Annotated in this window: 20 protein-coding genes; 9 read left to right on the forward strand and 11 right to left on the reverse strand. The window is 70.5% G+C overall.

Annotated features, from left to right (window positions below; all coding sequences use genetic code 11):
- The first annotated feature begins 136 nt into the window (after nucleotides 1–136).
- From ACLJPY_RS32915 to ACLJPY_RS32935, 5 genes are read left to right on the forward strand one after another with little or no spacing between them, the layout of a single operon-like run.
- A complete protein-coding gene (locus ACLJPY_RS32915; protein ID WP_410594473.1) occupies nucleotides 137–1,213 on the forward strand; it encodes an ABC transporter substrate-binding protein in 1,077 nt (358 codons plus the stop codon).
- The gene (locus tag ACLJPY_RS32920; protein WP_410594475.1) at nucleotides 1,213–2,769 is read left to right on the forward strand and encodes a sugar ABC transporter ATP-binding protein; all 1,557 of its coding nucleotides are present in this window, start codon (nucleotides 1,213–1,215) and stop codon (nucleotides 2,767–2,769) included. The genes ACLJPY_RS32915 and ACLJPY_RS32920 overlap by 1 nt, the downstream gene beginning before the upstream one ends.
- On the forward strand, nucleotides 2,762–3,724 hold the full coding sequence (locus tag ACLJPY_RS32925) for an ABC transporter permease (RefSeq protein WP_410594477.1): 963 nt from the start codon (nucleotides 2,762–2,764) through the stop codon (nucleotides 3,722–3,724). The genes ACLJPY_RS32920 and ACLJPY_RS32925 overlap by 8 nt, the downstream gene beginning before the upstream one ends.
- A complete protein-coding gene (locus tag ACLJPY_RS32930; RefSeq protein ID WP_410594479.1) occupies nucleotides 3,721–4,707 on the forward strand; it encodes an ABC transporter permease in 987 nt (328 codons plus the stop codon). Before ACLJPY_RS32925 ends, ACLJPY_RS32930 begins: the two co-directional genes overlap by 4 nt.
- Nucleotides 4,708–4,736: 29 nt before the next feature.
- Entirely contained in the window at nucleotides 4,737–7,238 is a 2,502-nt protein-coding gene (locus tag ACLJPY_RS32935) for a LamG-like jellyroll fold domain-containing protein (RefSeq protein ID WP_410594481.1), read from the forward strand.
- Nucleotides 7,239–7,369: 131 nt separating this feature from the next.
- Here the strand turns inward: ACLJPY_RS32935 and ACLJPY_RS32940 are convergent, their stop codons facing one another.
- The 5 genes from ACLJPY_RS32940 to ACLJPY_RS32960 all read right to left on the reverse strand — a co-directional run bounded on the left by ACLJPY_RS32940 (nucleotide 7,370) and on the right by ACLJPY_RS32960 (nucleotide 11,604).
- A complete protein-coding gene (locus tag ACLJPY_RS32940) occupies nucleotides 7,370–8,020 on the reverse strand; it encodes a TetR family transcriptional regulator (RefSeq protein ID WP_410594483.1) in 651 nt (216 codons plus the stop codon).
- Between the two features lie 9 nt (nucleotides 8,021–8,029).
- Nucleotides 8,030–8,458 carry a PGPGW domain-containing protein gene (locus tag ACLJPY_RS32945; RefSeq protein ID WP_410594485.1) on the reverse strand — a complete coding sequence of 143 codons (429 nt, stop codon included), beginning with the start codon at nucleotides 8,456–8,458 and terminating at the stop codon, nucleotides 8,030–8,032.
- Nucleotides 8,425–9,846, reverse strand: coding sequence for a serine hydrolase domain-containing protein (locus ACLJPY_RS32950; protein WP_410594487.1), 1,422 nt, complete (start codon nucleotides 9,844–9,846; stop codon nucleotides 8,425–8,427). The genes ACLJPY_RS32945 and ACLJPY_RS32950 overlap by 34 nt, the downstream gene beginning before the upstream one ends.
- A gap of 88 nt (nucleotides 9,847–9,934) precedes the next feature.
- Nucleotides 9,935–10,519 carry a CE1759 family FMN reductase gene (locus ACLJPY_RS32955; RefSeq protein WP_410594489.1) on the reverse strand — a complete coding sequence of 195 codons (585 nt, stop codon included), beginning with the start codon at nucleotides 10,517–10,519 and terminating at the stop codon, nucleotides 9,935–9,937.
- Nucleotides 10,516–11,604 carry an LLM class flavin-dependent oxidoreductase gene (locus tag ACLJPY_RS32960; RefSeq protein WP_410594491.1) on the reverse strand — a complete coding sequence of 363 codons (1,089 nt, stop codon included), beginning with the start codon at nucleotides 11,602–11,604 and terminating at the stop codon, nucleotides 10,516–10,518. Before ACLJPY_RS32960 ends, ACLJPY_RS32955 begins: the two co-directional genes overlap by 4 nt.
- Nucleotides 11,605–11,711: 107 nt before the next feature.
- Here ACLJPY_RS32960 and ACLJPY_RS32965 point away from each other — a divergent pair, with 107 nt between their 5' ends.
- From ACLJPY_RS32965 to ACLJPY_RS32975, 3 genes are all read left to right on the forward strand, one after another.
- Entirely contained in the window at nucleotides 11,712–13,070 is a 1,359-nt protein-coding gene (locus ACLJPY_RS32965) for a hypothetical protein (RefSeq protein ID WP_410594493.1), read from the forward strand.
- 134 nt (nucleotides 13,071–13,204) lie between these two features.
- Nucleotides 13,205–15,256, forward strand: a complete 2,052-nt coding sequence (locus ACLJPY_RS32970) for a type IIA DNA topoisomerase subunit B (protein ID WP_410594495.1) — start codon at nucleotides 13,205–13,207, stop codon at nucleotides 15,254–15,256.
- Between the two features lie 27 nt (nucleotides 15,257–15,283).
- A complete protein-coding gene (locus ACLJPY_RS32975) occupies nucleotides 15,284–17,767 on the forward strand; it encodes a DNA topoisomerase (ATP-hydrolyzing) subunit A (protein WP_410594497.1) in 2,484 nt (827 codons plus the stop codon).
- A 21-nt stretch (nucleotides 17,768–17,788) separates the two neighbouring features.
- On the opposite strand, the gene ACLJPY_RS32980 is transcribed toward ACLJPY_RS32975, so the two are convergent.
- The 3 genes from ACLJPY_RS32980 to ACLJPY_RS32990 all read right to left on the reverse strand — a co-directional run bounded on the left by ACLJPY_RS32980 (nucleotide 17,789) and on the right by ACLJPY_RS32990 (nucleotide 21,298).
- A complete protein-coding gene (locus ACLJPY_RS32980) occupies nucleotides 17,789–18,028 on the reverse strand; it encodes a hypothetical protein (protein WP_410594499.1) in 240 nt (79 codons plus the stop codon).
- A gap of 138 nt (nucleotides 18,029–18,166) precedes the next feature.
- Nucleotides 18,167–19,438, reverse strand: a complete 1,272-nt coding sequence (locus tag ACLJPY_RS32985; RefSeq protein WP_410594501.1) for an RICIN domain-containing protein — start codon at nucleotides 19,436–19,438, stop codon at nucleotides 18,167–18,169.
- Between the two features lie 30 nt (nucleotides 19,439–19,468).
- A complete protein-coding gene (locus ACLJPY_RS32990) occupies nucleotides 19,469–21,298 on the reverse strand; it encodes a glycoside hydrolase family 3 protein (RefSeq protein ID WP_410594503.1) in 1,830 nt (609 codons plus the stop codon).
- A 154-nt stretch (nucleotides 21,299–21,452) separates the two neighbouring features.
- On the opposite strand from ACLJPY_RS32990, the gene ACLJPY_RS32995 reads away from it, so the two are divergent.
- The gene (locus tag ACLJPY_RS32995; protein ID WP_410594505.1) at nucleotides 21,453–21,944 is read left to right on the forward strand and encodes a DUF664 domain-containing protein; all 492 of its coding nucleotides are present in this window, start codon (nucleotides 21,453–21,455) and stop codon (nucleotides 21,942–21,944) included.
- Here the strand turns inward: ACLJPY_RS32995 and ACLJPY_RS33000 are convergent.
- The 3 genes from ACLJPY_RS33000 to ACLJPY_RS33010 are packed head-to-tail and all read right to left on the reverse strand — an operon-like array spanning nucleotide 21,932 to nucleotide 23,631.
- Nucleotides 21,932–22,711 (reverse strand): tyrosine-protein phosphatase, encoded by a 780-nt coding sequence (locus ACLJPY_RS33000; protein ID WP_410594507.1) that lies wholly within the window; start codon nucleotides 22,709–22,711, stop codon nucleotides 21,932–21,934. The two genes, ACLJPY_RS32995 and ACLJPY_RS33000, sit on opposite strands and share 13 nt — an antisense overlap.
- 42 nt (nucleotides 22,712–22,753) lie before the next feature.
- On the reverse strand, nucleotides 22,754–23,251 hold the full coding sequence (locus ACLJPY_RS33005; RefSeq protein ID WP_410594509.1) for a YbaB/EbfC family nucleoid-associated protein: 498 nt from the start codon (nucleotides 23,249–23,251) through the stop codon (nucleotides 22,754–22,756).
- Nucleotides 23,248–23,631 carry a YbaB/EbfC family DNA-binding protein gene (locus ACLJPY_RS33010; protein ID WP_410594511.1) on the reverse strand — a complete coding sequence of 128 codons (384 nt, stop codon included), beginning with the start codon at nucleotides 23,629–23,631 and terminating at the stop codon, nucleotides 23,248–23,250. The genes ACLJPY_RS33005 and ACLJPY_RS33010 overlap by 4 nt, the downstream gene beginning before the upstream one ends.
- Nucleotides 23,632–23,634: the final 3 nt, after the last annotated feature.

Below are 23,634 nucleotides of genomic sequence, written 5' to 3' on the forward strand. Positions count from 1 at the left end.
TAGTGAGACCGAAGCATAGCGATGATTTGCCGGTTTACAACGTTGTTCCAACGATGTAAAAAGTATCCCAAGGCTCCCGCGGTGACCCCGATCACCCCGGTGAGCGGGCCCCACCGTCGCTGCCCGAGGAGTCACCGTGCCGCTGTCCACCCGTCCCCTCCTGGTCCTGGCCACCGCGGCCGCCGCCGCGCTGACCCTCAGCTCCTGCACCAGCCGGGAAGAGACCCCGGCCGCCCCCTCCAGCGGCGGCGGTCCCGCCGCCAGCGCCCAGTCGGCGGCGCCGTCCGCCGACGGCTGCACCCTTGACAAGACCGGTTACCCCAAGGTCGACCTCAAGACCGCGGTGGTGGGTTTCTCACAGTCCGAAAAGGAGGCCAACCCCTTCCGGATCGCCGAGACGCAGTCCATTCGCGACGAAGCCGCCAAGCTCGGCATCGCGAAGGACAAGCTGCTCGTCACCAACGCCCAGAGCGACCTGAACCGGCAGATCAGCGACATCAAGTCGATGCTCGACCGCGGCGCCCAGCTGCTGGTCGTCGCGCCGCTGAACTCCGACGGCCTCCAGCCCGCGCTGGACGCGGCGAAGGCCAAGAAGGTCCCGGTCGTCACCATCGACCGCAAGGTGACGTCCCAGCCGTGCACCGACTACCTGACCTTCATCGGCTCCAACTTCGTCGAACAGGGCAAGCGCGCCGCGCAGGCGATGGTGAAGGCGACCGGCGGCACCGGCAAGGTCGTCATCCTGCTCGGCTCGTCCGGCAACAACGTGACCACCGACCGCACCCAGGGCTTCAAGGACGAGCTCGCGAAGACGCCCGGGCTGTCCGTGGTCGCCGAGCAGACCGGCGAGTTCGACCGCTCCAAGGGCCAGTCCGTGATGGAGCAGCTCATCCAGAGCCACCCCGACGTCACCGCCGTCTACGCCGAGAACGACGAGATGGGTGTCGGCGCGGTCAACGCGCTGAAGACGGCGGGCAAGACGCCGGGCAAGGACGTCAAGGTCGTCTCCATCGACGGCACGCGCAACGCCGTGCAGCTCATCGCGGACGGCAGCTACAACGCCGTGATCGAGTCCAACCCGCGCTTCGGCCCGCTGGCCTTCCAGACGCTGCAGAAGTTCGAGAGCGGCGAGGCCATCCCGGCGAGCATCGTGATCAGCGACGACCAGTACGACGAAACCAACGCCGCGCAGAAGGTCGGGAACGCGTACTGATGACGGCAGCGACCGAAGAGGACGTCGCCATGACGACCGCACCGGTGCTCGAGGTGTCCGGGGTGACCAAGCGGTTCCCCGGCACCCTCGCGCTCGACGACGTCAGCTTCGCGCTGGCGCCCGGCGAGGTGCACGCCCTGGTCGGCGAGAACGGCGCCGGCAAGTCCACGCTGATCAAGGTGCTCACCGGCGTCTACCAGCCCGACGAGGGCGAGGTGCGCCACCTCGGCGAGCCGGTGACGTTCAAGCGGCCGATCGACGCGCAGCGGGCCGGGATCTCCACGATCTACCAGGAGGTCAACCTCGTCCCGCTGATGAGCATCGCCGGCAACGTCTTCCTCGGCCGCGAGCCGCGCACCAAGGCCGGGCTCGTGGACTGGTCGAAGATGTACGCCGACGCCCGCGAGCTGCTCAAGGGCTACGGCATCGACGACGACGTCAAGCGCCCGCTGCACACCCTCGGTGTCGGCGCGCAGCAGATGGTCGCGCTCGCCCGCGCGGTCTCGACCGACGCCAAGGTCGTCATCATGGACGAACCGACGTCGTCGCTCGAGCCGCGTGAGGTCGAGACGCTGTTCGAGGTGCTGCACCGGCTGCACGCGCAGGGCATCGCGATCGTCTACGTCAGCCACCGGATGGACGAGCTGTACCGGGTGTGCGACAGCGTCACCGTCCTGCGCGACGGCCGGGTCGTCCACAGTGGACCGCTGAAGCCGCTGCCGCGGATCGAGCTCGTCTCGAAGATGCTCGGCCGGGAGATCAAGCAGATCCGCGAGGAAGGCGTCACGGCGTTCGGCGAGGAGCACGAGGTCGAGCGGGAGCCGCTGCTGAAGGCCGAAGGGCTGTCCGGCCTGCGGAAGCTGCACGACGTCTCGGTGAGCATCCGGCCCGGCGAGGTCGTCGGCCTGGCCGGCCTGCTCGGCTCGGGCCGCAGCGAGACCGCACGGGCCATCGTCGGCGCGTTCCCCCTCGACGGGGGAAGTGTCCTCCTGGCCGGGAAACCGCTCAAGCGCGGCAAGATCAAGGCGGCCATGCGGGCCGGGATCGCGCTGCTGGCCGAGGACCGCAAGACCGACGGGATCATCCCGAACTTGTCCGTCCGGGAGAACATCGTGCTGGCCGCGCTGCCGACGCTGTCGCCGTTCGGCCTGGTCAGCAAGGCCAAGCAGGACCGGATCGTCAAGATCTTCATGGAGCGCCTGCGGATCAAGGCGGCCAGTCCCGAGCAGAAGGTGTCGGAGCTGTCGGGCGGCAACCAGCAAAAAGTACTGCTGGCCCGGTGGCTGGCCACCGGCCCGAAGATCCTGCTGCTCGACGAGCCGACCCGCGGCATCGACGTCGGCGCGAAGGCCGAGGTCCAGGCGCTGATCGACGAACTCGCGCAGGAAGGGCTCGGCGTGCTGCTCATCTCGTCCGAACTGGAGGAACTGATCGACGGCTCCGACCGCGTGGTCGTCCTGCGCGACGGCTCGGTCGCCGGCGAGCTGACCGGCGACCGCATCACCGAGGAGAACGTCCTGACCGCCATCGCAGCCGAGGGTGACAACGATGTCTAGCGCCACCCTGACCCGGAGTCCCGACCGGGCGAAAGTCACCGCGTGGCTGCAGAACTACGGCGTCTACCTGGCCGTCGTCGTGCTGCTGCTGTTCAACGTGGTGTTCACCGAGAACTTCCTGTCCGCGGCCAACTTCCGCACCCAGCTGGTGCAGGCCGCCCCGGTCTGCATCGTCGCGCTCGGCATGGCGCTGGTGATCGGCACCGAGGGCATCGACCTGTCGGTCGGCTCGGTGATGTCGATCGCCGCCGCGCTCATCCCGCTCTACCTCGGCGCGGGCTCGGCGACGGCGATCGTCGTCGCCGTCATCGCCGGGATCGTGTCCGGCCTGTTCAGCGGCTACCTGGTGGCTTACCTGGGCATCCAGCCGATCATCGCGACCCTGGCGCTGCTCGTCGGCGGCCGGGGACTCGCGCTCGTCATCGCCCACGGCCAGCTCATCCAGCTGCACAACCGGGACTTCCTGGAGCTGGGCACCGGTGACGTCCTCGGCGTCCCGGTCATGGTCGTGGTCGCGGGGGTTCTCGCGGTCCTGGCCGGGCTGGTCGTGCAGCGCACGACGTTCGGGCGGCACCTGGTCGCCGTCGGCGGCAACCGGGCCGCGAGCACCCTGGCCGGGCTGCCGGTGAAACGCGTGCTCGTCGGCGTCTACGTCATCTCCGGGGCGCTGGCCGCGGTGGCCGGCGTGCTGGCGACGTCGCGGCTGGGCGCCAGCGACCCCAACGACCTCGGGCTGCTCATGGAGCTGTCCGCGATCACCGCCGTGGTCGTCGGCGGCACGCCGCTGACCGGCGGCCGGGTCCGCGTGCTCGGCACCGTGTTCGGCGCGCTGCTCATGCAGCTGGTGCACGCCACCCTGATCAAGCACAACCTGCCGGACTCGACCGCGCAGATGGTCCAGGCGGCCATCATCGTCGTCGCCGTCTACGTCGCCCGCGAGCGGAGCAGCCAGTGACGACAACCCCGTCCGCAACCCCGATCACCGCCCGCAACGCGGCCTTCGCCGGGGTTCTGCAACGCCAGGGTGCGGCCGTCGTGCTCGTGCTCGGCATCGCCGCCGCGTGGTTCGCCTTCCCGCGCTTCGGGTCCGCGGACAACCTGCGCGACCTGGTCCTGCAGAGCTCGTTCCTCGCGGTGATCGCGCTCGGCATGACGTTCGTGATCATCTCCGGCGGCATCGACCTCTCGGTCGGCTCGAACTACGCGCTCGGCGGCGTCCTGGCCGCGTACGGCGCGCAGTACGGGCTGGTCGTGGCGATCCTGCTGCCGCTGGCGGTGTGTTCGCTGATCGGGTTCGTCAACGGCGTGCTCATCGCCCGTACCGGGATGGCGCCGTTCATCGTCACGCTGGCGTCGCTGTTGTTCGCCAGGGGGCTCCTGCTGGCGCTGACGTCCGAAGGCGCGACGACGTACAAAGTGGCCGCCGGCTCGGCGTTCCTCTGGCTGGGCCAGGGCACGGTCTTCGGCATCGGCGTCCCGGTCTACCTGACGCTGGTCCTGTTCGCCCTCGGCGGCCTGCTGCTGCGCCGCACCCGGTTCGGGCAGTCCGTGTTCGCCATCGGCGGCGCCGAACAGTCGGCGTTGCTGATGGGACTTCCGGTGGCGCGCACCAAGATCAGCCTCTACACGCTCAGCGGCGCCCTCGCCGGGTTCGCGGGCATCCTCACCGCCGCGTACCTGCAGTCCGGCGTCACGGTGATCGGCGTCGGCACCGAACTGGACGCGATCTCCGTCGTCGTCATCGGCGGCACGCTGCTCACCGGCGGCGCCGGGACCATCGTCGGCACGCTCGTCGGCGTGCTGCTGCGCACGCTGATCCAGAACGTCATCAACCAGATCGGCACCCTCGACTCCAACTACCAGACCGTGGTGAGCGGGGCCTTCCTGCTCGTCGTCGTGGTGATCCAGCGCCTGCTCGCGCGCTCCCGAACCCGCTGACCCCTGCTCCCCTACCAGGAGGTTCAACGATGCTCCACCCTGCCCGAAAATCCCGGAGATGGCTGACCGCGGCCGCCGCGTTCGCGGTCGCGGTGGCCGGCCTCGGCACCGCACCCGCCGCGAGTGCCGCCGACACCCCGCAGACGCCACAGTGGCAGCGGCTCACCCCGCCGCTGTCCACGCCGTGGACGAAGGACGTCTCCCCCACGAACGCCCTTCCCGACTACCCCCGGCCACAGCTGACCCGGGACAAGTGGCAGAACCTCAACGGTGTCTGGGAGTTCGCCAAGGCGACCCCGGGTGAGGCCGCGCCGGTGGGCAAGACCCTCGCCGAGCGCATCCTCGTGCCCTACCCGGTGGAGTCCGCGCTGTCCGGGATCATGCGCCACGAGACGAACATGTGGTACCGCCGCACGTTCGAGGTCCCGAAGAACTGGCAGGTCGGCAAGAACGGGCAGCGGCTGCTGCTGCACTTCCAGGCCGTCGACTACGAAACGACGGTGATCGTCAACGGCAAGACCGTCGGCCACCACACCGGCGGCTACGACGCCTGGTCGGTGGATGTCACCGACGCGCTGACCACGAAGGCCGGCCAGGAGGTCGTCGTCGGCGTCGCCGACCCGAACGACCAGGGCGGGCAGCCGATCGGCAAGCAGCGCTCCCCCGGTGACGGCATCTTCTACACGCCGTCCTCGGGCATCTGGCAGACCGTCTGGCTGGAGCCGGTGGCCTCCGCGCGCATCGACCGCCTGGACGTCACGCCGGACCTCGGTTCGGTGACGGTGAACGCGGTCGTCGGCGGGCCGGTGAAGCAGCGCGTCGAAGCCGTCGCCTACGACCACGGCCGCCCGGTCGGGCGCGTGAGCGGCGACGCGAACCAGCCGTTGAAGCTCAAGGTGGACCGGCCGCACCTGTGGTCGCCGGACGACCCGTTCCTCTACGAGCTGCGCGTGAAGCTCTCGGGCGGCGACGAAGTCGGCTCGTACTTCGGGCTGCGCACGATCGGCCTCGGCAAGACCGCCGACGGCAAGCAGCGGATGCTGCTCAACGGCAAGTTCGTCATGCAGGTCGGCCCGCTCGACCAGGGCTTCTGGCCGGACGGCATCTACACCGCGCCGACCGACACGGCCCTGAAGTTCGACCTGGAGCAGGAGAAGGCGCTCGGTTTCAACATGGTGCGCAAGCACATCAAGGTCGAGCCGGACCGCTGGTACTACTACGCCGACAAGCTCGGTCTGCTCGTGTGGCAGGACATGCCGGCGATGAAGGACGACGTCGAGCCGTCCGCGGCCGCGCGCGTCAACTACGAGTCCGAGATGAAGCGGATGATCGACCAGCACCGCAGCTTCCCGTCGATCGTCACGTGGGTGCCGTTCAACGAGGGCTGGGGTGACTACGAGGTCGGCCGGATCGCCGACGAGGTCAAGTCGTGGGATCCCTCGCGCCTGGTGAACGCCGAATCCGGCGTCAACTGCTGCCGGTCCGAACCGGACAGCGGCAAGGGTGACATCTACGACGACCACACCTACACCGGGCCCGGCACGCCCGCGCAGTCCGGGACGCGGGCGGCGGTCGACGGCGAGTACGGCGGCCTCGGCCTCAAGGTCGCCGGGCACGAGTTCGACGCCTCGGGCAGCTTCGCCTACGAGATGGAGCCCGACAGCGCGACGCTGACCCGGCGCTACGGCGAGCTCCAGCAGCGCCTGCTGCTGGTCGCCCAGCGGTGCGGGGTGTCCGCGGGCGTCTACACGCAGACCACCGACGTCGAGAAGGAGGTCAACGGCTTCTTCACCTACGACCGGCAGGTGAAGAAGATGGACTTCGCGGCCGTCCGCGCGGCGAACCTCGCGGTGATCAAGGGGGCCACCGGCGCTCCGGTGTCCGGGCCGTCGGTACCCGCCGGAACGCCCGGGATCGACGGCATCGCCGCGTACCCGTTCGACGAGAACGCGGGCACGGTGGCGAAGGACGTCGCCGGCAGCCACGACGCCACGCTGGTCGGCGGCGCGTCCTGGACCGCGGGCAAGAGCGGCTCGGCGCTGGCGGTGACCGGGTCGGGCCAGTACGCCGACACGGGCGCGGCCCTGGTGAACACCGAAGGCAGCTACAGCGCGGCGGCGTGGGTGAAGTTCAACGCCGTGGGTGACGGCTTCCAGACCGTGGTGAGCCAGGACGGCGACGACCACAGCGCGTTCTTCCTGCAGTACTCCGGCGCGGACCACCGGCTCGCGATGAGCTTCGTGGGCACGCGGGCCCTGGCGCCCGCGGCTCCGGAAGCGAACCGCTGGTACCACGTGGTCGGCGTCCGCGACGCGGCGGCGGGCACGCTGAAGCTGTACGTCGACGGCCAGCTGGCGGCTACGAAAAGCGTCTGCCTCGGCGAGGCGTCGACCGGTCACACGGTGATCGGCCGCGGCAAGTACGGCGGCGGCCCGGTCGACTACCTGAACGGCGCGGTCGACCAGGTCCACGTCTACGACCGGGCGCTGTCCGACGCGGACGTGAGCACGCTGTACTCCAGCGGTAAGTAAGCACCCTCGGTGCGTGTTCGGCCCGGGGGACCGCGTTCGCGGTCCCCCGGGTTCCGGTGGTTTCAGGGGGTGAACCCTTTGGGCTCCGGAAGGGCGAAAGCGGCCACCCGCGGTGGGTGGCCGTCACGGCTTCACCGCTGCCGCGCGACCAGCCCGGCCAGGAGGTTCGTGAGGCCGTCGGCCAGCTCGAACACCGGCGTCCCGGCCGGCTCGACGGCCGCCACGGCCGCCGTCGGGTGGGCCGCCGGCCACGAGCCCGACAGCAGGACGACCACCCCGTCGGCGAAGTGGCGGGCCTCGCCCGGCGGCAGCTCCGGCACCCGGGCCCGGACCAGCTCGCCGAGCCGGCCGGTGTTCGCCGCGGCCCGCCGTTTGAAGCCGCGGGCGTACTCGACCGGGATGTTGCGCTCCAGCACCGGCGCCATCGCACTCAGCAGCTCGCACAGCACCCGGCGGCCGGTGAGCGTCGCCGCGATCGTCCCGGCGATCCGCTCTTCACGCACGAAGCCGGGCTCCGCCGGACCCGGCTCGCCCAGCGCTTCGGCCAGGTCGTCGAGCCACGCCGTCCACAGCCCGTCGAGGACCTCGAGGAAGACCGCCTCGCGGCTGTCGAAGTACCGGAGCACGTTGGACTTCGCCAGCCCGACCCGGCAGCTGAGCTCCCGCAGGCTGATTTCCGCGACCGGGCGCTCGGCCAGCAGCTCCCCCGCGACGGCGAGGATGGCCCGGCGCCGCGCCTCGACCTGCTCGGGACGGCGGGCGCGCTGGAATCCGGCGCTCATGCGCCGAGGCTACCGGTCGGTCGACGCCTTGGCCCCGGTCTCGCGGCGCGACTTGACCCGGCGGTAGCTCCAGATGAGCAGCGCGAACAGGACCACCGACGACAGGATCAGGCTCGACCCGGTGCTCCAGCCGCTGAACGGCAGCGACTTCACCGTGCCCCAGACGATCCCCGCCGCCAGCAGCGCCAGCCCGGCCAGCACCGAGCCGGCGATCCGCAGCGGCGACGACACGCTCTCCTCCGCCGCCTTCATCGCGCGGTCGCGCACCGGGTCGACGTACTTCTCGAGCGCGGGGAACTCCGAAGCCAGCAGCAGCAGCCCGGCGAGCACGAGCAGCAGCCCGGGGCCGGGCAGCACCAGCAGCAGCACCCCGACCAGCAGCAGGACGGCTCCCGCCACCGTGATCAGGATCCGCTTCGCCTGTTTGCCGATACCCACCGGTCTCCCCTCGTCGTGTCCGATTCTTCCCGGTCGCGCCGCCGCGTGCCACTCGCGAGGGCCCGTGCCCTGGCCGCGGCCACGACCAAGCCGGCGAGCGCGACCACGCCGAGCGCGGCCACGAGCCCCGGCCAGACGTAGAGCACCTGGGCGTAGGTACCCCGCCGCCCGGCGAATACCCATCCGAGCAGGTGCGGCAGGAACACCAGCGGGACGAGCGGCAGCAACGGCGGCGCGAGCCGCCACCAGTGCCGCTTGCGCGCCCGGCGCACGCCCAGCACCGCCAGGCCCACCGCGACCAGGGCCAACGCCGCCAGCACCCGGTCGGCGACCACCCCGGCGGGCAGCGCGGGCTCCGGCGCGCCACCGGTCAGCAGGCTCGCGAGGTCCCCGGCCAGCAGCTCCGCTTCGTTGTCCAGCGCCATCCCGGTGTTCGCGACCACGGCGACGCCGTACCCGCCGGGCAGCAGCACCTGGGCCGCGGTGTGGGAAAACCAGTCGCCGGTGTGCGACACCCGGCCGTCCCGGACGCTCCAGCCGAGCGCGTACTCGCGCCCGGGTGCGGGCGTGTGCGCCAGCCGGACCGACGCGGGGGACAGCACGCCGCCGCCGTCCTGCTGCGCCCGCAGCCACTTCGCCAGGTCGCCGGCGGTGCTGAGGACGCCGTGGCTGCCGCCGGTGAACCAGTCCGGTTCGGACACCGGGAGCTCGATCCCGAAGGCCCGTACGTACCCCTCGGTCCCGGCCGGTGGCGTCTCGACGGCGGTGCTGCCGGTCATCCCGAGCGGGGCGAACAGCCTCGTCGTCAGGTACCCGGTGAACGGCTGCCCGGCCACGACCTCGACGATCCGGGCGGCCACTTCGTAGTTCGGGTTGTGGTAGTGGAACTGCGCGCCGGGCTCGCTCGCCAGCGGTGCGTCCCGCAGCCGGGTGACGGCCTCGGCGAGCGTGTGCGGCTGCGGCAGTGCCAGGTCGGGGAAGGCGGAGTCGGCCATCCCGGACGTCTGGTCCAGCAGCATCCGGACGGTGATCTGCCCGCCGCGGGGGTCGGCCAGGCGGAAGTCCGGGACGTAGCGCGTCACCGGCTCGTCGAGGCTCAGGCGTCCCGCTTCGGCCAGTTGCAGCACGGCGAAGGCGGTCATGGACTTGCTGAGCGACGCGATCGGCAGCCGGGTCGACGCGGTGATCGGCGCGCCCGCTGCGTCGTGGCCGTACCCGGCGACGCGCACGACGTCGGAGCCGTGGGTGACGGCGACGGCGGCACCGGGGAGGCCGGTGTGGTCGAGGAAGGCGCGGACGTAACCGTCGATGTCCCGCGGCGGCGCCGCGTGCGCCGGGGTGGCGGTGGCGAGCAGCAGGGCCGCCAGCAGGAGGAAAAGCCTGGTCATGCCGTGAAAGTAGGCGGCGGGCACCCCCGCCGTCCGCTGCCGGACGGCGGGCACCACCCCCTACTTTCGATAGGCGTTCCGGTCGGCGCTACTGCGCCAAGAGCTGTTCGAACGGAACGAAATCCGGCTCCTTCGAAACCGCAACCCGTCCCTCAGCCGCCGAAGCCAGCTCCGCACCGGCCTTCTCGATCCGCCGCTGCAACGCCCCCGAAGCCTCGCCACTGCCCCAGTCCGACGAAGCCGCGTACACGCCGGTCGCGACCGGATCCGCCTTCAGGTACCCGAACAGCGGCCGCAGCTGGTAGTCCAGCACCAGCGAATGCCGTTCCGTCCCGCCCGTCGCCGCGAGCAGAACCGGCTTGCCCACCAGGGAATCGGTGTCCAGCACGTCGAAGAACGACTTGAACAGCCCGCTGTAGCCGGCCGTGAACACCGGGGTCACCGCGATCACCGCGTCCGCGCCGGTCACCGTCTCGATGGCCGCGCGCAGGTCCGGGCCCGGGAAACCGGTCAGCAGGTTCTTCGTGATGTCCAAGGCGATGTCCCGCAGCTCCACCACGGACACCTCGACCGGGGACCCGGCCGCGGCGGCCGTCGCCGCGGCCAGGCGGTCGGCCAGCAGCCGGGTCGACGACGGCACCGACAACCCGGCGGTCACCACTGCGAGCTTCATACCGTCGCCTCCACCTGCGCCGCGGCCTTCAGGGACTCGTGGGTCGGCGCGTCCGGGACGTGCGCGGGGCGCATCGCGTCCAGTTCCTTGCGCAGCACCGGGACGACGTGCTCGCCGAGCAGGTCGAGCTGCTCCAGGACGGTCTTCAGCGGCAGGCCGGCGTGGTCCATCAGGAACAGCTGGCGCTGGTAGTCGCCGAAGTGCTCGCGGAAGGTCAGCGTCTTGTCGATGACCTCCTGCGGGCTGCCGACGGTCAGCGGCGTCTGGTCGGTGAACTCCTCCAGGGACGGCCCGTGCCCGTACACCGGCGCGTTGTCGAAGTACGGCCGGAACTCGTTCCAGGCGTCCTGCGACTTCGGCCGGATGAACGCCTGGCCGCCGAGGCCGACGATCGCCTGGTCGGCCGAGCCGTGGCCGTAGTGCTCGAAGCGCTGCCGGTAGAACGAAATCAGCTGCTGGAAGTGCGACGTCGGCCAGAAGATGTGGTTGGCGAAGAAGCCGTCGCCGTAGTACGCGGCCTGCTCGGCGATCTCCGGGCTGCGGATCGAACCGTGCCAGACGAACGGCGGGACGCCGTCCAGCGGCCGCGGGGTCGACGTGAAACCCTGCAGCGGGGTGCGGAACTTGCCTTCCCAGTCCACGACGTCCTCGCGCCAGAGCCGGCGCAGCAGCGCGTAGTTCTCGATGGCCAGCGGGATGCCCTGGCGGATGTCCTGGCCGAACCACGGGTAGACCGGGCCGGTGTTGCCGCGGCCCATCATGAGGTCGACGCGGCCGTCGGCGAGGTGCTGCAGCATCGCGAAGTCCTCGGCGATCTTCACCGGGTCGTTCGTGGTGATCAGGGTCGTCGAGGTCGACAGGACCAGCTTCGACGTCTGCGCCGCGATGTGGCCCAGCATCGTCGTGGGCGACGACGGGACGAACGGCGGGTTGTGGTGCTCGCCGGTCGCGAAGACGTCGAGCCCGGCCTCCTCGGCCTTGAGCGCGATGCGGACCATCGCCTTGATGCGCTCGTGTTCCGTCGGCGTGGTTCCGTTCGTGGGATCGGTCGTGACGTCGCCCACCGTGAAGATTCCGAACTGCATGACCTGCTCCCTTCGCGAGCACCATCTTACATGCGCGTTCAACTACTTCCAAGCAAGAGATATTCCGGCCGTCAGGCCTCCGGAGGGCACCGGCTAAGGTCGGGGGCATGGACGCGGAGCTCGCTCGGCTGGGTTTGGCCGAACGTTCGGTACGACTGCTCGCCGGGCGCGACATCTGGGCCTCGATCACCCCCTTGCTCGCCCCGCGCCGGAACCTGGTGGCCGCCTTCGGTCACGTCGGTCCCGGCGCGGCGGCCCTGCTGCCCCTGCAACCCGGCGACACGCTGATCACGGACGCGAGCCTGGACACGGTGCTGTCCGGGGCGACGAGCCCGCACGCGCTGCTGCACTGGGTCAAGGCGGGCGTGATCGTGCACTCGCTGCGGGGGCTGAACGCGAAGCTGGTGATCGCCGAGGACGACCCGTCGTTCGTCGTGGTCGGCTCGGCCGACGTCACCGCCGCCGGCCCGCGGCAGCTGTTCGAGGCGGTCACCGTCTCGCACGAGCGGCACACCGTCGAGGAGGCCCAGGAGGCCTGGCTCGAGTGGTGCGACCTCGCCGGTCCCTCGCTGACCGCCGGTGACCTGGAGCCGCTCCTGGAGCAGTACGGCGCCGGCAAGCCGGTCACGGCCCGGCCCGCGCCGGCCCGTACCGCCGCCGCGCCCGCCCGGCCGGTGGTGACCAGCCGCCCGGCGACGCCGGTCCGGCCCGCGGCCGCGACACCGCCGCCGTCCCCCGTGCGCCCGGCCGCGCCCGCGCCGTCGCCGGTGCGCCCGGCACCCACGCCCGCCCCGACGCCTCCGCCGTCGCCGGTGCGCCCGGCCGTGCCGCCCGCCGCCGCCGACGTTCCGGCGAAAGCCACTCCGGACCGGCCCGGAACCCCGGAACCGGCCACCGCGGAGACCGCCGTCACCCCGGAACCGGTGGCGGCGGCCGAGCCGGAAGCCCCCGAGACCACCGACGTGCCCCGCCCGGCCTGGCCGCGCCCGGCCGAGCTGTACCTGGTCAGCCTCGTCGAAGGCGGCGAACCGTCCGCGGAGGCCGAGTACCGGCTCGAAGAGCTGGCCCGCGAGTACAACCACCCCGGCGAGGGCGGCGAATCGCCGTTCCGGGTCGAGCTGCTCTGGGCCGACGACGGCCAGGGCCAGGACCCGCCGCGCACGCTGCGCGCGGGGGTGCACGTGATCCCCGTCTACAGCCAGAAGCAGGGCCGGCCGCTCGTCGGGTCCCGGATCGAGGCACCCGGTCTCGTCATCCAGGCGCACATCGACGAGTTCGCCTACCCGCGGCGCACGTACTGCTACGTGCTGACCCGGCAGTCGGCCGCCAAACCGGCCTTCGGCGACCTCCGCAAGGCCCTCGCCACCATCGGCGAGAAGCCGAACTTCCGGAACAGCTTCCAGGTCCCGCGGAAGATCGAAGCCCTGCTGGGCCTGTGGCCCGACCTGGGCTACGACCCCCGCTAGCGGGCGGCACCCGCCACTCCGGAGACGGGAGCGCGCGGAAACTGTCGGGGTCGGCGGATATCCTGCACTACGGTGCAGGCGAGTCCGCACCACCACCAGCACTTTCGCGAGCCACGATCCGGGAGAACGACCCTGTGACTGCCGAGACCTTGTACGGGGCCGACGACCTGACGCATCTCGAGGGTCTCGAAGCCGTCCGCAAACGACCCGGGATGTACATCGGCTCCACCGACAGCCGGGGCATCAACCACCTCTTCTCGGAGGTGGTGGACAACTCCACGGACGAGGGGGTCGCGGGCCACGCGACGAAGATCGTCGTGACGCTGCACGCCGACGGCAGCGTCCAGGTCGACGACGACGGCCGCGGCATCCCGACCGGCACCCACGCCAAGTCCGGTTTGTCCGGCGTCGAACTGGTGCTGACCCGCCTGCACGCCGGCGGCAAGTTCGGCGGCTCCGGCTACAAGACCTCCGGCGGCCTGCACGGCGTCGGCGCTTCGGCGGTCAACGCGCTGTCGCACCGCTTCGACGTCACGGTGAAGCAGGACGGCAAGGTCCACCAGATGTCGTTCAAGCACGGCGTCCCCGGCACGTTCGACGCGCCCGGTCCGAAGGCGAAGTTCACCCGCCGCTCCGGGCTGAACCTCGTCGGCAAGATGAAGCGCGGCGAGCGCAGCGGCACCTCGATCCGCTACTGGTACGACGCGCGCTACTTCGAGTCCGGCGCGGCGCTCGACGTCGAAGGCGTCCGGACGAAGCTGCGCAACACCGCGTTCCTCGTCCCGGGCGTCACGTACGTGCTGCGCACCGCGATCGAAGACACGATCAACGAAGAGACCTTCCACTTCCCGCACGGCCTGGTCGACATGGTCGACTTCCTCACGCCGTCGGGCGAGAAGCCGGTCTGCGGCACCCTGCTGATCACCGGCGAAGGCACGTACAAGGAGAACGCGGCCGACGCCGCCGGCGTCATGCAGTCCAATGTGGAGCGACACGCCGAGGTCGAGGTGGCGCTGCGCTGGGGCACCGGCTACGAGCGCACGGTCGAGTGCTTCACCAACACGATCCGCAACGTCCACGGCGGCACCCACCGCCGCGGCTTCGACCGGGCGATGGCGAAGGCGTTGCAGGACGCCATCTCCAAGACCCGCGGGCTGCTCAAGCCCAAGGAGGACATGCCGACGATCGAGGACGTCCTCGAGGGCATGACGGCGGTCATCCACGTCCGGCTGCCGGAGCCGCAGTTCACCTCGCAGACCAAGGACGAGCTGTCCACCGCCGGCATCACCCGCGTGCTGCAGGGCATCGTCGACAAGCACGTCAAGGCCTGGACCGAGGACCGCAAGACGAAGTCCGAGGCCAAGGTCGTGCTGCAGAAGGTGGTCGACGCCTCCCGCGTCCGCCTCACCCAGAAGCAGCAGAAGGACGCCGCCCGGCGCAAGACCGCGCTGGAGGGCGCGGCGATGCCGCCGAAGCTGGTCGACTGCCGCACCACCGGCGTCTCCCGCAGCGAACTGTTCCTGGTCGAGGGCGACAGCGCGCTGGGGTCGGCGCGGATGGCGCGCGTCTCGGAGTACCAGGCGCTGCTGCCCCTGCGCGGCAAGATCCTGAACGTGCAGAAGGCGTCCCTGGGCGACACGCTGAAGAACGCCGAGATCGCGTCGATCGTGCAGGTCCTCGGCGCGGGCACCGGCCGCACGTTCGACCTGACGACCATGCGCTACGGCCGCGTGATCCTGATGGCGGACGCGGACGTCGACGGCTCGCACATCCGCACGCTGCTGATCACGCTGTTCGCGAAGTACATGCGCCCGGTGATCGAAGACGGCCGGCTGTACGCGGCGATGCCGCCGCTGCACAAGCTCGTCACGAAGGGCCGCAACTCGGAGACGTACTTCACGTACACCCAGCAGGAGATGGAGACGAAGTTCGCCGAGCTGGAGAAGGCAGGCAAGAGCATCGTCACCCCGGTGCCGCGGTTCAAGGGTCTCGGCGAGATGGACGCCGACGAGCTGTGGGAGACCACGATGAACCCGGCCACCCGCTCGGTCCGCCGCATCACCATGGACGACGTCGAAGCCGCCGAAGGCGCGCTGGAACTGCTGATGGGCGAGAAGGTCGAGCCCCGGCGGAACTGGCTGGTCGCCTCTTCCGACCGGATCGACCGCGAAGCCATCGACGCCTGATTTTCGTAGCTACCAAGGAGTTCTGCCGTGGCACGCCGCAAGGGCACCACCACCAAGGTCGATCCCACCGCGTTCGACTCCCCCGGTGCGCACGTCTTCGACAACTCGCTGAAGACCGAGATCGAAGACTCCTACCTGGAGTACGCGTATTCGGTCATCCACTCGCGAGCCTTGCCGGACGCGCGTGACGGCCTGAAGCCGGTGCACCGCCGCATCCTGTACTCGATGAACGAGAACGGCTACCGCCCGACGCACGCGTACGTGAAGTCGTCCCGCGTGGTCGGCGACGTCATGGGCAAGTACCACCCGCACGGTGACGTCGCGATCTACGACGCGATGGTGCGGCTGGCGCAGGACTTCTCGCTGAACGTCCCGCTCATCGACGGCCACGGCAACTTCGGCAGCCCAGACGACGGCCCGGCTGCTTCGCGGTACACCGAAGCCCGCATGTCCCCCGAAGCCATGCAGCTGGTCGGCGAGCTCGGCGAGGACACCGTCGACTTCCGCCCCAACTACGACGGCTCCCTCGAAGAGCCCTCCGTCCTCCCCGCCGCGTTCCCGAACCTCCTGGTCAACGGCACCTCCGGGATCGCGGTCGGGATGGCGACCAACATGATCCCGCACAACCTCGGCGAGGTCATCGCCGCGGCGCGGTGGCTGATCACCCACCCCTCCGCCACGCTCGACAAGCTGATGGAGTTCGTGCCCGGCCCCGACCTGCCGACCGGCGGCAAGCTGCTGGGCCTCGACGAGGTCCGCCGCGCCTACGAGACCGGCCGCGGTGTCGTCCGGATGCGCGCGAGCGTCGAAACCGGGCCCCTCGAAGGCAGCCGCGGGCGGCAGGCGATCACCGTCACCGAGCTGCCCTACGGCGTCGGGCCGGAGAAGGTGATCGAGAAGATCACCGACGAGGTCAACAAGTCCAAGCGGCTCACCGGAATCGCCGACGTCAAGGACCTCACCGACCGCGAGAACGGCACGCGGCTGGTCATCGAGTGCAAGGTCGGCGTCAACCCGCAGGCGCTGCTCGCCGACCTCTACCGGCTCACGCCGCTGGAGCAGTCGTTCGGTATCAACAACCTGGTGCTCGTCGACGGCCAGCCGCAGACCCTGGGCCTGAAGGAACTCCTCGAGGTCTTCCTCCGCCACCGCTACGACGTCGTCACGCGGCGGACCAAGTACCGGCGGCGCAAGCGCGAAGAGCGCCTGCACCTGGTCGACGGCCTGCTGATCGCGCTGCTGAACATCGACAAGGTCATCAAGCTGATCCGCGAAAGCGAGAACGCGCAGGCCGCGAAGGACGGCCTGATGACGCGCTTCAAGCTGTCGGAGATCCAGGCCACCTACATCCTCGACACCCCGCTGCGCCGCCTGACCAAGTACGACCGCCTCGAACTGGAGTCGGAGCAGGAGCGGCTGCGCGAGGAGATCGCCGAGCTGAGCAAGATCCTCGACGACGAGTCGGTGCTGAAGAAGCTCGTCTCGGCGGAGCTGGCGAAGATCGCGAAGGACTTCCCGACCGAGCGCCGCACCGCGCTGATCGACGGCGACCTGAAGGAGGTCCTGGCCGCGTCGAAGCCGTCCGGGCCCCTCGAAGTCGCGGACGACCCGTGCCAGGTGATCCTGTCGGCGACCGGGCTGGTGGCGCGCACCGCCGCCGAGTCGGAAGAAGCCACCGAGACGCGTCGCCGCAACGGCCGCGTTAAGCACGACGCGGTGGCGGCCCTGGTCCACACGACCGCGCGCGGGCAGGTGCTGCTGGTGACCAGCCGCGGCCGGGCGTTCAAGACCGACGTGCTGCCGCTGCCGGTGCTGCCCGAGCAGGCCGGCACGGTGTCCCTGCGCGGCGGCATGGCGGCGAAGGAACTGGTGCCGCTGGAGAAGGGCGAGACGGTCGTCGGGATCGCCCCGCTGGGCGAGCAGGCGGCGGGCTCACCGGGCCTCGCGCTCGGCACCCGCGGCGGGGTCGTGAAGATCTGCTCGCCGGAGTGGCCGGTCCGCTCGGACGAGTTCGAAGTGATCTCCCTGAAGGACGGCGACGAAGTCATCGGTGCGACCTGGCTGACGGACGGTTCGGAGACGCTGGCGTTCGTGTCGTCGGAGGCGTCGCTGCTGAAGTACCCGGCCTCGCTGGTCCGCCCGCAGGGCCTCAAGGGCGGCGGCATGGCGGGCATGAACGTGGGCGCGGGCTCGGTGGTGTTCTTCGGCGCGGTCCGCACGGACGACGACGAGCACGGCGAGCCGATGGTGATCACCTCGACGGGCCAGAGCGTCAAGGTGACCCCGTTCAGCGAGTACCCGGCCAAGGGCCGCGCCACGGGCGGCGTCCGGGCCCAGCGGTTCCTCAAGGGCGAGACGGCGCTGCGGGTGGCGTGGATCGGCCCGCGCCCGGCGGGCTCGGCCCGCAACGGCGACCCGGTGGAGCTGCCGGAGACCGACGTCCGCCGCGATGGTTCGGGCCACGCTCACCCGGGCCCGGACGTGGTGGGCCACCTCATCGAACGCGACTGACGCCGGTCGGGAGCAGAAGCATCACCGACGCTTCTGCTCCCGGCGGATCAGGTAGCGCAACGCGGCCGCGAAGAAGAGCCAGCTCAGCACTGCCCGTCCCGCGGCGCCGATCAGGTATTCCGCGGAGAAGTCCCACCGGTGCAGACCGGCCTTCGTGACCAGGTCGACACCGAACGAGATGACCAGCAGCAGGAGGAACGGCCACCACAGGAGCGTGCGCCAGTAGCCGCGGCGCTTGAACTTTTCGACGTCGATGCTCATGCCGGCCCCCGGCCCGTCGGCAGACCGGACGCCCGGGCCGTTTCCCCTTGTGTCCCCATGCCCCCATCATGCCCGCCGAGCGGCCGAACGCAGGCCACCCGCGGGAACGACTGTTCCCGCGGGCACCCGCGGCCGCCGCTAAGCGACCTTGAACGACTGAGCGGCACCGCCGTTGCAGGCCGCCTGGACCAGCTGGACGCTGTCCGCCGTCGACGAGCCCGGTACGGTCAGGCACTTGCCGCTGTGGCGGGCGACGAAGTGGTAGTACCCGCTGCCCTCGGACACCGGCTGCCACTGCTGGTTGTTTCCGCCGCTGTAGGACCACAGCTGCAGCCCCGCGTTGTCCGCCGTCGAGACGTCCGTGACGTCGATGACCTCGGCGGCGTTCGTCCGGTTGTTGATCCGGTCGTAGCCGCCGCTGGTCGGGGCGAACTGGTACTGCTGGGCCGTCGTGCCGTTGCACGTGTACTGCTGGATCACCGTGCCGTTCGCGCTGCCGGCCGCGCGGGCGTCGACGCACTTGCCGGACGCCTTGTTCGTCACCGCGTACCAGGCCGCCGGGTCGATCGTGCCCGGGTCGGTCGGGCCGGTCGAACCGCCGCCGAGCCACTTCAGGCCGTCCAGCACGAACCGGTTCTGGTCGGCGCTCTCGAACGTCGACGACAACGCTGTGTTCGTGTCGTAGTTCATCGCGTTGTGGCCGAAGTTCGCGTACAGCATCTTGTAGTTCTTGTTCGTCCACGCGATCGGGTAGTAGCCGCTGTACCACGTCTGGTTCGGGTCGGTGCCGATCGGGAACGTGGACTGGTCCATCGACGCCAGGATCGTGATGTTGCTGTTCTGCCGCAGGTCGTTCTGCCACGCGTACCACTCGGACGTCGAGGACCGGATCGTCGCCGGCAGGTTCACCGTCGACGGGTGGGTGCGGTTCTCGATCTTCAGCGTCTCCGGCGTCGGGCCCCACGTGTTCGAGGTGAACCGGCCGGTGCCGAGGAAGTCGTTGTGGAACCAGTTCGCGTACGACGGCGTCGAGCTGTCGTTGTAGGCGGTGACGTGGAAGCCGAAGAACCCGCCCCCGTTCTGCATGTAGGTCTGGAAGCCCTGGAACTGCGCGGCCGACTGCGGCTGGTCGTCGAGGAACAGCACGACGTCGGCGGTGGCCTTGGTCAAGCTGGTGAGCCGGTTCCAGTCGGTCGTCGCGGTGTAGGTGTAGCCGTTGGCCGCCGCCTGCTGCGGGAACCAGACGTTCGCCTCCTTCTCGAAGCTGATGTGCGCGGCGTCGTAGGTGCCGCTGTAGAAGGCCAGGACCTTGAACGGCGTGGCGGCGTGTACGGCCGGGGCTCCCAGCGAAAGCCCCAGGCAGGCGGCGAAGAAAGCCAGGATCCGGAGCAGCGGACGGCGGGATCTCATGGGCGGACCTTTCCGGTGGGGGAGGAGAACTCACCAGTGGCGGTGCGGGTACCGCAGGCCGAAGCCGAACGGGAACAGGGCGGGTTTGCCGTCGCCGGCGTTGATGGGCTGCTGGTCGGCGCTGCGCATCCAGGTGACCGGCAGCTTGCCGGTCGGGTTGTAGTCGCCGAAGAGGACGTCGGCCACGCCCTGGCCTTCGCTGCCCGGCAGCCACGACTCGACGAGCCCGGCCCAGTCCGGCAGCTGCGCGGCGATGTCGAGCGGCCGTCCGGACACGAGCACGACCACCGTCGGCACGCCGGAGTCCTTCAGCTTCTGCAGCGTGGCGAGGTCGGTGGCGTCCAGCCCCATCCCCTGCGGCCGGTCACCCTTGCCTTCGGCGTACGGCGTCTCGCCCACCACCGCGACGGCGACGTCGTAGCTCGAGTCGATCCCCGTGCCGTCCTTGGCGTAGGTCACCTTCGCCGACTTCTGCTGCAGGCCCTGCAGGATGGTCGTGCCCGGGATGACCGGGCCGCTCGTGCCCTGCCAGCCAACCGTCCAGCCGCCGGACTGGTTGCCCAGGTCGTCGGCGTTCTTGCCGGCCACGAACACCTTGCTGCGCCTGGAAAGCGGCAGCACGTGGTGGTCGTTCTTCAGCAGCACCTGGGATTCCCGCACGGCCTGGCGCGCGAGGTCGCGGTGCGGCTTGCTGCCGATCGTGCTCAGGAACCGCCGGTCGGTCAGCGGGTGCTCGAACAGCCCGAGCTCGAACTTCTTGGTGAGGATGCGGCGGTTGGCGTCGTCGATCCGGGACATCGGCACGCGGCCGTCCTGCACCAGCGTCCGCAGCGTGTCGATGAACTTCTGCCACTCGTAGGGCACCATCACCATGTCGATGCCGGCGTTGATGGCGGCCTCGACCTCGTCGGGGGTGAACCCGCTCTTGCCGTCGATCTTGTCGACGCCGTTGTAGTCGGAGACGACGATCCCGGTGAAGCCGAGTTCCTTCTTGAGGACGTCGTTGATCAGGTAGGAGCCGGCGTGCATCTTGACGCCGTTCCAGCTGCTGTAGGAGATCATCACCGAGCCGACGCCGCGCTGCACGGCGGCCTTGAACGGCGGCAGGTGGATCGCGCGCAGCTCCTGCTCGCTCAGCTCGGTGTTGCCTTCGTTGACGCCGCCGGTGGTGCCGCCGTCGCCGACGTAGTGCTTGGCGGTGGCCATGACCGAGCCCGGCTGGCCGAGCCGGCGCCCCTGCAGGCCGGTGATGATCGACGTCATCTCGGTGGCCAGCTGCGGGACCTCACCGAAGGATTCGTAGGTGCGGCCCCAGCGGTCGTTGCGGGCCACGCACAGGCAGGGCGCGAAGTCCCAGTCGATCCCGGTGCCGGAGACCTCTTCCGCGGTCGCGCGGCCGATGCGCTGCACGAGTGCCGGGTCGCGGGTGGCGCCGAGCCCGATGTTGTGCGGGAAGACGGTGGCGCCGTAGAGGCCGTTGTGCCCGTGGACGGCGTCGACGCCGTAGATGAGCGGGATGCCCAGCGGCGTGGCGAGCGCGGCCTTCTGGAAGCCGTCGTACATGTCGGCCCAGGTGACGGGCGTGTTCGGGGTCGGCTGCGAGCTGCCGCCGGAGAGCAGCGACCCGAGCCGCCCGGTGGTGACGTCCTGCGGCGACTTCACCCCGAGCCGTTCGGCCTGCATCATCTGGCCGAGCTTGTCGTCGAGGGTCATCCGCGAGAGCAGATCGGCGACCCGCACCGCGACGGGGCGCCAGGAATCCTTGTAGGCCGGACCGTTCCCGGCCAGCGCGGGCGTTCCGGAGCCGAGCAGCAGCCCGAAGGCCAGCGCGCCGATGCCCAGCCTGCGTCCGAGGCGCATCCGGGTCCTCCTCGTCGAGAGACCAAAATTCACGCCTTGGATTAAGACACAGCGGCAGGCAGCTGGTCCAGACCTCTGCCCGAACTCGGTTTCCGCTCAGCGGGACTGCGCATTCCGGCCGGAACCTGGCCTAAATGGTTCCTACGGTGTCCGCATGACGCGCGAACACGACGACCTCCTGGGCATGCTGGCCGAAGTCCGCAAGCGCTTGCTGATCCCGGCCCGCGACATTTCGGACGCGGACGCGGCCCGCCGCACGACGGTCAGCGAACTGACGCTGGGCGGCCTGATCCGCCACCTGGCCACGGGTGAGCGCCTGTGGCTCGAGGTCCTCCGCACCGCTGACGGCTCCCTGCCGGAGGGGATGCTGGACACGGACCAGTACACGATGAGCGAGACGCTGTCGCACTGGTTGTCGGCTTACGCGGAGGCGGCCGCCGCGACGGACGAGTACGTGGCTTCGCTGCCATCACTGGACATCGAGGTCCGGCTGCCGACGACACCGTGGTCACCACCGGAGCCCCGGTTCTGGTCGGCTCGCCGGGTGGTGCTGCACCTGATCCACGAGACGGCCCAGCACGCCGGCCACGCGGACGTGATCAGGGAGTCGTTGGACGGCGCCGGCTCCACGGCTCAGCCGGCCTGACGGAGCCGGTCGCGCAGGGTGCGGAGTTCGTCGTCGGTGACACCGGCGTCGCGCAGGTACGACTCGACGTCGAACCCGTCGAGGGTCGCCAGCACGGCCCCTTCGGCCGTGGTGCCGTGCTTCGCGAGCGCGGCCCGGATGATCGGCTGCTGGTCGCCGGTGCCCATCGCGGCGTAGAGCGCCCCGAGCGCGTCGGCCGACATGGCGTAGTCCGCCGCGATCGCGTGGGGCTCGACCTCGGCCAGCGCGAGCAGCAGGAGCGCGATCAGTCCCGTCCGGTCCCGGCCGCCGCCGCAGTGGAACAGGACACCACCGGAACCGGCGTGGGCGATCGCCTTGAGGACCGCGGCGCAGTGACCGGCCTTCTCCCGCAGGAACAGGGGGTAGTAGAGCGGGGTGCCGTTGAGCCCGGCGCGGTTGACGTGCTGCCAGAAGCCCACGTCACCGATGTCGTCGAGCGGGACTTCGAGCCGGTCGATGCCGGCCGGGGTGACCGGCCCCGCGGCGTCCGCGGCGAACTGCGCCGAACCCGCCGGCGCTGTCCGGGGGTGGGCCGTGGGCCGGATCTCGTCGGCGTTCCGGAGGTCGACGACGGTGCGCACCCCCGCCTCCCGCGCCCGGGCCCAGCCGGCCTCGGTGACGAACCGCAGGTCCGCCGCCCGGTAGAAGGCACCGAACCGGGTCGTCTCCCCGGACTTCGTCGGCAGCCCGCCCAGATCCCGGGTGTTGAAGAAACCGGGCCACGAAACGACTCTGCGCGCACTCACGACTTGTCGGTCCCCTCCGGTAGCGTGGAAAACGGGAACTGCTCAGCGATCCGAGCGCAGCGAAGCCGGGTCGAACGACTCCCAGTAAGCGTCCTCGTCAGCCGGCTCAGGAGCACTCGGCGCCGGAGGGGCCGGCGCCGTCCCCAGCCGCTCGGCCCGCAGCCGCTGGAACTCCTCGACCGTCATCCCGGGGTCGTCGTCCTCCGCGCGGGCCGGTGCCGGTACCCCGGTCATCCGCTCGACCAGGTACGTCATGTCCTCGCCCAGCAGCAGCGCGACCTTGTTGTACCCGTCCTGCGTCGCCTCGCGCATGGCCGCCCGGGCGATCTCCACCACCAACGACCCCAGCGGTTCGCCCAGCTCCACCGCCGTCGGCGCCAGCCACAGCCGCAGCAGCTTCCCCCGCGCGTCGACCGTCACTTCGACCTGGCCGTCGACGTCGTGCGCCGTCCCGGTTGCCGCGGCGAGCAGCTCCTCCACCCGGGCCATCGCCTCTTCGCGCGCCCGGGCCTGGGCGATCAGCTGACGGGTGGTGATCACCGCGGTCCCTCTCCGTACGCGTAGGTCTCGGCGTCCGGGTCGTCGTCCGGGATCGGTTCGTAGCCCAGGGTTTCCAGCTGTTCCGCGGCCACCACCGGAGCGAGAGCGTGGTACATCCGGTCGCCCGCGCGCCGGGTCGCGCGCTGGGCGAGCTCGAAGATCCGGTCGGCGAGCACCGCGGACCCCTGCCGCAGCACCGAGCGGTGGATCGTGAGCCCGGTCAGCAGCCCGCCGGGCGCCACCTGGACCTCGATCCCGTCGGCGGCGGCCTTGCCCACCACCGGACCCGAGCGGGCCAGGCGCGCGGAAACCTCGGCGCCCGCCTGCGCCGCCTGCTCGGCGATCCGCGCGGACGTCAGGTCGATGTCGAATTCAGCCACAGC

Origin of the sequence: Amycolatopsis sp. lyj-23, from assembly GCF_046549135.1 — a bacterium.
GTDB lineage: Bacteria > Actinomycetota > Actinomycetes > Mycobacteriales > Pseudonocardiaceae > Amycolatopsis.

Coding starts and splice junctions, on each gene's coding strand:
- ACLJPY_RS32920 (WP_410594475.1), top strand. CDS start 1,213: ATGACGGCAGCGACCGAAGAGGACGTCGCCATGACGACCGCACCGGTG.
- ACLJPY_RS32925 (WP_410594477.1), top strand. CDS start 2,762: ATGTCTAGCGCCACCCTGACCCGGAGTCCCGACCGGGCGAAAGTCACC.
- ACLJPY_RS32935 (WP_410594481.1), top strand. CDS start 4,737: ATGCTCCACCCTGCCCGAAAATCCCGGAGATGGCTGACCGCGGCCGCC.
- ACLJPY_RS32940 (WP_410594483.1), bottom strand. CDS start 8,020: ATGAGCGCCGGATTCCAGCGCGCCCGCCGTCCCGAGCAGGTCGAGGCG.
- ACLJPY_RS32950 (WP_410594487.1), bottom strand. CDS start 9,846: ATGACCAGGCTTTTCCTCCTGCTGGCGGCCCTGCTGCTCGCCACCGCC.
- ACLJPY_RS32955 (WP_410594489.1), bottom strand. CDS start 10,519: ATGAAGCTCGCAGTGGTGACCGCCGGGTTGTCGGTGCCGTCGTCGACC.
- ACLJPY_RS32960 (WP_410594491.1), bottom strand. CDS start 11,604: ATGCAGTTCGGAATCTTCACGGTGGGCGACGTCACGACCGATCCCACG.
- ACLJPY_RS32965 (WP_410594493.1), top strand. CDS start 11,712: ATGGACGCGGAGCTCGCTCGGCTGGGTTTGGCCGAACGTTCGGTACGA.
- ACLJPY_RS32980 (WP_410594499.1), bottom strand. CDS start 18,028: ATGAGCATCGACGTCGAAAAGTTCAAGCGCCGCGGCTACTGGCGCACG.
- ACLJPY_RS32985 (WP_410594501.1), bottom strand. CDS start 19,438: ATGAGATCCCGCCGTCCGCTGCTCCGGATCCTGGCTTTCTTCGCCGCC.
- ACLJPY_RS32990 (WP_410594503.1), bottom strand. CDS start 21,298: ATGCGCCTCGGACGCAGGCTGGGCATCGGCGCGCTGGCCTTCGGGCTG.
- ACLJPY_RS32995 (WP_410594505.1), top strand. CDS start 21,453: ATGACGCGCGAACACGACGACCTCCTGGGCATGCTGGCCGAAGTCCGC.